9 protein-coding genes are annotated in these 9,054 nt (G+C 64.7%); 8 read left to right on the forward strand and 1 reads right to left on the reverse strand.

Annotation, left to right across the window (positions count from 1 at the left end; all coding sequences use genetic code 11):
* Nucleotides 1–102 precede the first annotated feature (102 nt).
* A complete protein-coding gene (locus AC0L3P_RS38465; RefSeq protein WP_275168932.1) occupies nt 103–1,044 on the reverse strand; it encodes a hypothetical protein in 942 nt (313 codons plus the stop codon).
* A gap of 394 nt (nt 1,045–1,438) precedes the next feature.
* Between AC0L3P_RS38465 and dnaK the strand changes: the two genes are divergently transcribed.
* From dnaK to AC0L3P_RS38505, 8 genes are all read left to right on the forward strand, one after another.
* Entirely contained in the window at nt 1,439–3,340 is a 1,902-nt protein-coding gene (dnaK, locus tag AC0L3P_RS38470; protein WP_007604023.1) for a molecular chaperone DnaK, read from the forward strand.
* Nucleotides 3,341–3,600: 260 nt separating this feature from the next.
* On the forward strand, nt 3,601–4,734 hold the full coding sequence (gene dnaJ / locus AC0L3P_RS38475) for a molecular chaperone DnaJ (protein WP_473309237.1): 1,134 nt from the start codon (nt 3,601–3,603) through the stop codon (nt 4,732–4,734).
* Nucleotides 4,735–4,822: 88 nt separating this feature from the next.
* Nucleotides 4,823–5,422, forward strand: a complete 600-nt coding sequence (locus AC0L3P_RS38480; protein ID WP_148743606.1) for a class I SAM-dependent methyltransferase — start codon at nt 4,823–4,825, stop codon at nt 5,420–5,422.
* Between the two features lie 57 nt (nt 5,423–5,479).
* Nucleotides 5,480–6,058 (forward strand): NADPH-dependent FMN reductase, encoded by a 579-nt coding sequence (locus AC0L3P_RS38485; protein WP_473309238.1) that lies wholly within the window; start codon nt 5,480–5,482, stop codon nt 6,056–6,058.
* A 6-nt stretch (nt 6,059–6,064) separates the two neighbouring features.
* A complete protein-coding gene (gene pyrF, locus AC0L3P_RS38490; protein WP_473309239.1) occupies nt 6,065–6,775 on the forward strand; it encodes an orotidine-5'-phosphate decarboxylase in 711 nt (236 codons plus the stop codon).
* Nucleotides 6,776–6,796: 21 nt separating this feature from the next.
* Nucleotides 6,797–7,108 carry a DUF1330 domain-containing protein gene (locus AC0L3P_RS38495; protein ID WP_473309240.1) on the forward strand — a complete coding sequence of 104 codons (312 nt, stop codon included), beginning with the start codon at nt 6,797–6,799 and terminating at the stop codon, nt 7,106–7,108.
* A gap of 296 nt (nt 7,109–7,404) precedes the next feature.
* Complete coding sequence (gene dapB, locus AC0L3P_RS38500; protein WP_473309241.1) at nt 7,405–8,220, forward strand: 4-hydroxy-tetrahydrodipicolinate reductase; 816 nt, start codon at nt 7,405–7,407, stop codon at nt 8,218–8,220.
* 80 nt (nt 8,221–8,300) lie between these two features.
* Nucleotides 8,301–8,924 (forward strand): 2,3-bisphosphoglycerate-dependent phosphoglycerate mutase, encoded by a 624-nt coding sequence (locus AC0L3P_RS38505; protein WP_473309242.1) that lies wholly within the window; start codon nt 8,301–8,303, stop codon nt 8,922–8,924.
* The last annotated feature ends 130 nt before the right edge of the window (nt 8,925–9,054 follow it).

Consider the following 9,054-nt stretch of genomic DNA (forward strand, 5'->3'; position numbering starts at 1 on the left):
CCCCGCGTCTTGGTCGGGGGGGGGCCCCCCCCCCCCCCCCCCCGCCCCCCCCCCCCCCCCCCCCCCCCCCCCCCCCCCCCCCCCCCCCACGATGAGTGTCGGCTAACCCTTCGGCTGGATACCGTCGCGGACCGCGCGGAAGCGGGTGAAGGCGGCCGGCCATTGCTCGCGCGGGGCGCTGGCGATGATGCGCAGCGAGGCGCCGCCGCTGCTGAAGCGGATCCACTGCACCACGGTCACCGGCGTCTTGTCCTTGCCGCTGACGCCGTCGATCCGGGTCTCGAAACCCTGCTGGCCGCTGATGCGGATCGGCTCGGACATGGTGACGCGCGACTCCCGCACGCCGGGAATCTGGAGCGCCGCCTCCTGGGCGAAGCGGGCGCGGTCGTCGGCGGCTTGCGGGGTGGCGCCAATCACGCCGAGGATGATGAAGGGCTTCGATTCATAGCCGGTACTCTCGTCGCCGTCGGCCAGGATGATGCTCGAGCCCGGCGCCAGCGTGCGAATGTCCTTGAAGTCGGCGAGATCGGTGATCTTGAACGGCATCAGCGCGATCTGCTCTTCGGCCGAGACCTGCTTGCGGGTGACGACGCTCGCGAACATCTGCCGCACCGCCTCGTCGGTGTAGATCTTGATCGCATTCTCCGGAATCTGCACCGCGACATAGCCGGAGAAGCCGGCGCCCGGCACGATCATCGAATAGCGCCGCACCGGCGTCTCGCCGGCCTTGCCGCTCTCCGTGGTGAAATAGGCAAGACCCGCGGGCGTCTCGATCTTGTCCTGCTTGACGCCGTTGGCTCCGGCCGGATTGGAGTTGAAGGCGCTCACGACCTCGCCATAGGCCGCTGGCGGCAGCTCTGTGATCAGCACCTTGACGCTGCCGTCCTCGCTCTCGAAGCCGGGAAAGGTCTTGGCCGTGTTAAGACCGACCAATGGTACCATGCCGAGGCGCAGGCCAGGAGGGAAAACGGCGTCGGCAGCCAGAGCCGGAAGCGCAGAGGCGACGAGGAGGGCGAGCGCAGCGAGGGGGCGGATCAGCTTCATGGGCACTCTGATTGGTTCACATTGAGGCCGTTCGATGGTGGCCGGCCGGTCGCTTTGTCGCGCGAGGCAGCCAGCTGACGAGCCCAACCGGCTGCCCGCCTTTTAGCGGGTTTGGACTTGCTGCAACAGGGCGGGCGGAATGCGGTAGCGGATGCCGGTCGATCGCGGCACCTGTTAATAATTCCTCACCTGCAAGGGCGGTGCAGCCCGGATATGTTCTTCCAAAACCCAATGTTTTCACGGCCGAAACTTGCGTTCGGTCCTTGCGGGCACCTCCCCCCCTCCTATATGACCCCCAACCATCGCAATATCGCGAATGTTTGATCTTAGGGGGTTTCGGTTCGGGTGCCTTCTGGGCCCAGCCAGCCTGCCGCAAAAACAAGGATATAGGACCATGGGAAAGGTCATCGGGATCGACCTCGGCACCACGAATTCGTGCGTCGCCGTAATGGATGGCAAGAACGCCAAAGTCATCGAGAATTCCGAAGGCATGCGCACGACGCCTTCGATCGTCGCCGTGACGGACGACGGTGAGCGCCTCGTCGGCCAGCCGGCCAAGCGCCAGGCCGTCACCAATCCCGAGCGCACGTTCTTCGCAGTGAAGCGCCTGATCGGCCGCCGCTACGACGACCCGATGGTCGAGAAGGACAAGAAGCTCGTTCCGTACAAGATCGTGAAGGCTTCCAACGGCGACGCCTGGGTCGAGGCCGACGGCCAGACCTACTCGCCCTCGCAGGTCTCGGCGTTCATCTTGCAGAAGATGAAGGAGACCGCGGAAGCCCATCTCGGCCAGAAGGTCGACCAGGCCGTCATCACCGTGCCCGCCTACTTCAACGACGCCCAGCGCCAGGCGACCAAGGACGCCGGCAAGATCGCGGGTCTTGAAGTGCTGCGCATCATCAACGAGCCGACCGCGGCCGCGCTCGCCTATGGCCTCGACAAGACCAAGGCCGGCACGATCGCCGTGTACGATCTCGGCGGCGGCACGTTCGATATCTCGATTCTCGAAATCGGCGACGGCGTGTTCGAGGTGAAGTCGACCAACGGCGACACCTTCCTCGGCGGCGAAGACTTCGACATGCGCCTGGTCGGCTATCTGGCCGACGAATTCCAGAAGGAGCAGGGCATCAACCTGCGCAACGACAAGCTCGCGTTGCAGCGCCTGAAGGAAGCCGCTGAAAAGGCCAAGATCGAGCTGTCGTCGACGACGCAGACCGAGATCAACCTGCCCTTCATCACCGCGGACCAGACCGGCCCGAAGCATCTGACGATGAAGCTCACCCGCGCCAAGTTCGAGGCGCTGGTCGATGACCTCGTCCAGAAGACCGTCGAGCCCTGCCGCAAGGCGCTGAAGGATGCTGGCCTCACCGCCGCCGAGATCGGCGAAGTGGTGCTGGTCGGCGGCATGTCGCGCATGCCGAAGGTCCAGGAAGTCGTGAAGCAGCTGTTCGGCAAGGAGCCGCACAAGGGCGTCAACCCGGACGAAGTCGTGGCGATCGGTGCCGCGATCCAGGCCGGCGTGCTTCAGGGCGACGTCAAGGACGTGCTGCTGCTCGACGTGACCCCGCTGTCGCTGGGCATCGAAACGCTGGGCGGCGTGTTCACCCGCATCATCGACCGCAACACCACGATCCCGACCAAGAAGAGCCAGGTGTTCTCGACCGCCGAGGACAGCCAGAACGCGGTCACCATCCGCGTCTTCCAGGGCGAGCGTGAAATGGCGGCCGACAACAAGATGCTCGGCCAGTTCGACCTGATGGGCATTCCGCCGGCTCCGCGCGGCATGCCGCAGATCGAGGTGACCTTCGACATCGACGCCAACGGCATCGTCAATGTCTCGGCCAAGGACAAGGCCACGTCGAAGGAGCAGCAGATCCGCATTCAGGCCTCCGGCGGTCTGTCGGAAGCCGACATCGAGAAGATGGTCAAGGACGCCGAGGCCAATGCCGAGGCGGACAAGAAGCGCCGCGAGGCCGTGACTGCCAAGAACGACGCGGACGGACTGGTGCATTCGACCGAGAAGGCACTGGCCGAGCACGGTTCGAAGGTCGCAGAGACCGAGCGCCGCGCCATCGAGGATGCCGTCAGCGACCTCAAGGAAGCGCTGAAGGGCGACGATGCCGAAGCGATCAAGGCCAAGACCCAAACGCTGGCCCAGGCGTCGATGAAGCTCGGCGAGGCCATGTACAAGCAGCAGGCCGAGGCCGACGCCAAGAAGGATGCGGCCAAGGACGACGTCGTCGACGCGGAATTCACCGAAGTCGACGACGACAAGAACAACAAGAAGTCCGCCTGAACCCTGCGGGGGTGATGATGCGGACGGCTTGGACCCCACACGCGCCAACGGCCTCCTCCCTCGCGGGGGAGGCCATCGTGTCGGGCTCGACGAGCCAAGGCACTGATAAAATCGGCGCCGTTACGATCGATCAATTCCCAGCCGTTATTCTGAACACTGCCGTGCAATCCTCTGCCGCGAGGCGGAAGGGCGCTTATATCGCTGCATGGCGACGTTGCTTCGCTCCGACTTGAATCGCGATCGGATAGACCGAGCTCATCATGTCCACGTCCACCAAGCGCTGCTACTACGAAACCCTCGAAGTCGAACGCGATGCCGACGATTCCGTCCTGAAATCGTCGTTCCGCAAGCTGGCGATGAAGTTTCACCCCGACCGCAATCCCGGGGACGACACCAGCGAAGTCAAATTCAAGGAAATCAACGAGGCCTACGAGGTCCTGAAAGACAGGGACAAGCGCGCGGCCTATGACCGTTACGGCCATGCCGCCTTCGAGCAGGGCGGCGGTGGCGGCGCTGGTTTCGGCGCGGGCTTCGCCTCCTCCTTTTCCGATATTTTCGAAGATTTGTTCGGCATGGCCGGACAGCGCGGGGGCCGTGGCGGCCGCGAGCGCGGCGCCGATCTGCGCTACAACATGGAAATCACGCTCGAGGAAGCTTTTGGCGGCAAGACCGCGCAGATCGAGATCCCGGTCTCGGTCACGTGCGAAGCCTGTTCGGGCATCGGGGCCAAGGCCGGCACCAAGCCGAAGCCCTGCTCGACCTGCGGCGGCGCCGGACGCGTAAGGCAGTCGCAGGGCTTCTTCACGCTGGAGCGCACCTGCCCGGGCTGCCAGGGGCGCGGCCAAATGATCGAGGACGCTTGCCCGTCCTGCTCAGGTCAGGGGCGCGTCACCCGCGAACGGACGCTGTCGGTCAACATTCCCCCGGGCGTCGAGGACGGCACCAGGATCAGGCTCGCTGGCGAGGGCGAGGCCGGGGTCCGCGGCGGCCCGCCCGGCGACCTCTACATCTTCCTGTCGCTGGCCCAGCACCAGTTCTTCCAGCGCGACGGAGCCGATCTGCATTGTCGTGTGCCGATCTCGATGGTGACGGCGGCGCTTGGCGGCGAATTCGAGGTGCCGACCATCGAGAAGGGCAAGACCAAGGTGAAGGTCCCAGCAGGGACCCAGTCGAGCCGCCGATTCCGCATCGCATCAAAAGGCATGCCGGTGCTGCGCTCGCGCCAGATGGGCGACATGTACGTTCAGGTCGTGGTCGAGACCCCGCAGAACCTCACCAAGAAGCAGCAGGAATTGTTGGCCGAGTTCGACAAGCTCTCCTCCGGCAATACCCAGCCGGAATCCGAGGGTTTCTTCACCAAGGTCAAGGATTTCTTCGGTAATCGCGCGAGTTGACGCGTCTTGACCGTGCCGCCTTCGGCCTATACGTCTTTATGACCATTTTCTGACACGCCGCGGTCACGCGGTCCCGGCCGGTCCCGACATGCCATTGCCATCGTCCGCGCGTGCGTTGAAGAAGCCCCGTCTCGATGACGAGGTGCGTTTTCTCCGGTCATGGATCGAAAAGCCCCTCCACATGGGCGCGGTGATGCCGTCGGGCAAGCTGCTGGCCCGGACCATGGCCCACTACGTCGATATCAATTCGGACGCACCGGTGGTCGAGCTCGGACCCGGCACCGGCGCCATCACCTCGGCCCTGGTCGAGCGCGGCGTTGACCAGAAGCGTCTCGTCCTCGTCGAATACAATCCAGGCTTCTGCGCCCTGCTGCGCGACCGCTATCCGCAGGCCAAGGTGGTGCAGGGCGATGCCTACCGCCTGCGCGACACGCTGTGGAACGTGCTGAGCGCGCCGGCCTCCGCGGTCGTCTCCGGCCTGCCGCTGGTCACAAAACCGATGCTGACGCGGCTGCGGCTCATCCGCGACGCCTTCACGGCCCTGGCGCCCGGTGCGCCCTTTGTCCAGTTCACCTATGCGGTGGTGCCGCCGATTCCGAAATCGCTGCCCGGCGTGTCCACAGAGGCCTCGGAACGGATCTGGATGAACCTTCCGCCGGCCCGCGTCTGGGTGTATCGCAAGGACTAATTCCGCCCGCATTCCTGTTTGCGTGGCGGGCTCGTTTCGCCGAACGCATGGAAGCGGATGTCCGCACCGAAGATCCTGATCATTCCCGGCTCTCTGCGCACCGGCTCGCACAATGCGAAGCTGGCAGCGGTCGCCGCCTATGCATTCGACCAGGCCGGTGTCGACGTCACCCGGATCTCGCTCGCCGATTTTCCGCTGCCGATCTATGACGGCGACCTGCAGGCCAAGTCCGGTGTGCCCAAGCACGCGATCAATCTCAAGCGCATGATCGGCGCGCATCACGGCGTGCTGATCGTCTCGCCCGAATACAATGCCTCGGTGCCGCCGCTGCTGAAGAACGCGATCGACTGGGTCAGTCGCGTGCATGAGCTGCACGAGCCGCGCGGCGAGGTGTTCCGCAACCGCGTCTTCGCGCTCGCCGGCGCCTCGCAGAGCCGGCTCGGCGCGGCTCGCGCGCTGCAGGCGTTGCGGCTGATCCTGACCTCCTGCCACGCCAACGTGATTGCCAGCCAGCTGACGCTCGCCTTTGCCGACCAGGCCTATGACGATATGGACAGGCTGAAGCACGAGGGCGATATCGCCGCGTTGAAGGAACTGGTGCGGCAGTTGATCGACGTTTCCCAATGCATGATGTGAGGTGACATGACGCCAGCCGAGATTGCCCCGAAAGACCGCCTGATCGTCGCGCTCGATCTGCCCGGCGTTGATGCCGCGGAAGCGATGGTCAACCGGCTCGGCGACAGCGTCACCTTCTACAAGATCGGCTATCGGCTCGCTTATGCCGGCGGCTTGCCGCTGGTCGGCAAGCTCGCCGACAAGGGCAAGAAGGTCTTTCTCGATCTCAAGCTGCACGACATCGGCAACACCGTGGCGCAGGGCGTCGACAGCATCACCAGGCTCGGCGCGACCTTCCTCACCGTGCACGCCTATCCGCAGACCATGAAGGGTGCCGTCGAAGGTCGCGGCAGCTCGAAACTGAAGATTCTCGCCGTTACTGTTCTGACTTCCTACAATGAGGACGATCTGCACGCGGCAGGCTTCCGGCTTGGCGTCTCCGAACTCGTCGAAGCGCGCGCGCAGCAGGCGCAGGTGCTCGGCATCGACGGGCTGGTATCCTCGCCGGAGGAAGTCGGAGCCTTGCGCAAGATCGTCGGCCACCAGATGAGCCTCGTCACTCCCGGCATCCGGCCGGCGGGCGCGGCGAGCGGCGACCAGAAACGCATCATGACGCCGGGCCGCGCGATTGGGGCCGGCGCGGACTATCTCGTCGTCGGACGGCCGGTGGTGGAAGCCACGGACCCCAAGGCGATTGCGGAGGCGATCCAGGGCGAGATCGCGCAAGCGCTCGGCTAATCAACCACAGGGAGAAGAACAATGGCAAAAGGCTACTGGATCGGACGCGTCGACGTGAGCAGTGACGAGGGCTACAAGCCCTATGCCGTCGCCAATGGTCCGATCTTCAAGAAATGGGGTGGCCGCTTCGTCGTCCGTGCCGGCAAGTTCACCACTGTCGAAGGCACTAGCCGCACCCGCAACGTCGTGATTGAATTCCCGGACTACGAGACCGCGATCGCCTGCTACAACTCGCCGGAATACCAGGCCAACATCAAGGTGCGCCAGCCGCACTCCGTCGCTGACCTCATCATCATCGAGGGCTATGACGGCCCGCAGCCGTCAGACGGCTGAGGCGCCATCGAAGCTGGGCCGCCGTCTTGCTGTCCGCTTCCGAGCGGCGGCAAACGTATGAGCAACAGATCGTCATGCCCGGGCTTGTCCCGGGCATCCACGTTCTTCGTGCCGTGTGGTGTGGCGTGGATGGCCGGGACAAGCCCGGCCACGATGCCGTGGAGGCCTTCGCGCCTGAACTCTCGCGTGCGATAGCTCCCCCCTCCAGGGGCCGTAAGAGCCTGCCCGTCAGCTTAATCTCCCTCGGTTGCCGGAACTGCGTCCCCCCGCTACAACGACCGTGAGAGGATCGCACCATGTCCGACATGCGCTTGATTGTTGCTGGAGCCGGCGGCCGGATGGGCCGGGCGCTGACGCGGGCGATTGCCGAGAGCAAGGGCGCGGTGCTGGCCGGCGCGCTGGAGGCGCCGGGCTCGGAGCTGCTCGGCAAGGATGCCGCCGTGCTCGCAGGCCTGCCGGCCAATGGCATCAAACTCTCCGGCGATCTCTGGGCGCTGTCAAAGGACGCCGACGGCATTCTGGATTTCACCGTGCCCGCGGCGACCCTCGCCAATGTCGCGATCGCTGCCGAGCGCGGCCTCGTGCACGTGGTCGGAACGACCGGGCTGTCGGGCTCCGACAACGCGGTGATCAAGAGCGTCACCAACCGCGCGGTGGTGGTGCAGTCCGGCAATATGAGCCTCGGTGTCAATCTGCTCGCCGCCGTGGTCAAGCGCGTCGCCAAGGCGCTCGACGAGAGCTTCGACATCGAGATCGTCGAGACCCATCATCGCATGAAGATCGATGCGCCCTCGGGCACGGCGCTGATGCTGGGCCAGGCGGCAGCTAGCGGCCGCGGCATCGCGCTCGACGAGCATGCAGACCGCGGTCGCGACGGCATCACCGGCGCGCGCAAGCCCGGCGACATCGGCTTTGCGTCGTTGCGCGGCGGCACCGCGGCCGGCGATCACAGCGTGAGCTTCCTCGGCCCGTTCGAGCGCCTGACGCTGTCGCATCACGCGGAGGATCGCATGCTGTTCGCCCACGGCGCACTGAAGGCCGCGCTCTGGGCGCATGGCAAGAAGCCGGGGCACTACTCCATGGCCGACGTGCTCGGCCTGTCTGACATTTGAACGAAGCATGATCCGGAAAAGTGTGAAGCGGTTTTCCGACAAGATCATGCTTGAACAACGAACAAAACGGAAAGCAGTCAATGAGCGAACGTCTTCTCGTGCTGGTGCGGCACGGCCAGAGCGAATGGAATCTGAAGAACCTGTTCACGGGCTGGAAGGATCCTGACCTTACCGAGCTCGGCGTCAAGGAAGCCTCGGAAGCCGGCCGCAAGCTGAAGGCGCAGGGTCTCGTGTTCGACGTCGCCTACACCTCGGTGTTGACGCGCGCACAGCACACGCTCGATCTCATTCTCGGCGAGCTCGACCAGAAGGGCCTGCCGACGACGAAGAACCTCGCGCTGAACGAGCGCGACTATGGCGATCTCTCCGGCCTCAACAAGGACGACGCCCGCAAGAAATGGGGCGAGGACCAGGTGCTGATCTGGCGCCGCTCCTACGACGTGCCGCCGCCCGGTGGCGAAAGCCTGAAGGACACCCTCGCGCGAGCACTGCCGTATTACGTGCAGGAGATCCTGCCCGCCGTGCTCAACGGCAAGCGCACCTTGGTTGCGGCTCACGGCAATTCGCTGCGTGCGCTGATCATGGTGCTGGAAAAACTCTCGCCCGAAGGCATTTTGAAGCGCGAGCTAGCAACGGGTGTGCCGATCATCTACCGGCTCAATGCGGATTCGACTGTGGCGTCGAAGCTGGACCTGGCTGGTTAAAAACGTTCGCGCGCGACGGAGCCGGCTAAACATTCGGTGTCGTCCTGGCGAAGGCCAGGACCCATTACCCCAGGGAGATGTTTTGGCGCCGACTGCCAACCACCAGTCATCGCAAAACCAACGACGGTGG

It is taken from the genome of Bradyrhizobium sp. WSM4874 (assembly GCF_055811835.1).

Excerpts from the sequence above, each read along its gene's own strand:
- AC0L3P_RS38465 (WP_275168932.1), bottom strand. The coding sequence starts at position 1,044 with ATGAAGCTGATCCGCCCCCTCGCTGCGCTCGCCCTCCTCGTCGCCTCT.
- dnaK (WP_007604023.1), top strand. The coding sequence starts at position 1,439 with ATGGGAAAGGTCATCGGGATCGACCTCGGCACCACGAATTCGTGCGTC.
- dnaJ (WP_473309237.1), top strand. The coding sequence starts at position 3,601 with ATGTCCACGTCCACCAAGCGCTGCTACTACGAAACCCTCGAAGTCGAA.
- AC0L3P_RS38480 (WP_148743606.1), top strand. The coding sequence starts at position 4,823 with ATGCCATTGCCATCGTCCGCGCGTGCGTTGAAGAAGCCCCGTCTCGAT.
- AC0L3P_RS38485 (WP_473309238.1), top strand. The coding sequence starts at position 5,480 with ATGTCCGCACCGAAGATCCTGATCATTCCCGGCTCTCTGCGCACCGGC.
- pyrF (WP_473309239.1), top strand. The coding sequence starts at position 6,065 with ATGACGCCAGCCGAGATTGCCCCGAAAGACCGCCTGATCGTCGCGCTC.
- AC0L3P_RS38495 (WP_473309240.1), top strand. The coding sequence starts at position 6,797 with ATGGCAAAAGGCTACTGGATCGGACGCGTCGACGTGAGCAGTGACGAG.
- dapB (WP_473309241.1), top strand. The coding sequence starts at position 7,405 with ATGTCCGACATGCGCTTGATTGTTGCTGGAGCCGGCGGCCGGATGGGC.
- AC0L3P_RS38505 (WP_473309242.1), top strand. The coding sequence starts at position 8,301 with ATGAGCGAACGTCTTCTCGTGCTGGTGCGGCACGGCCAGAGCGAATGG.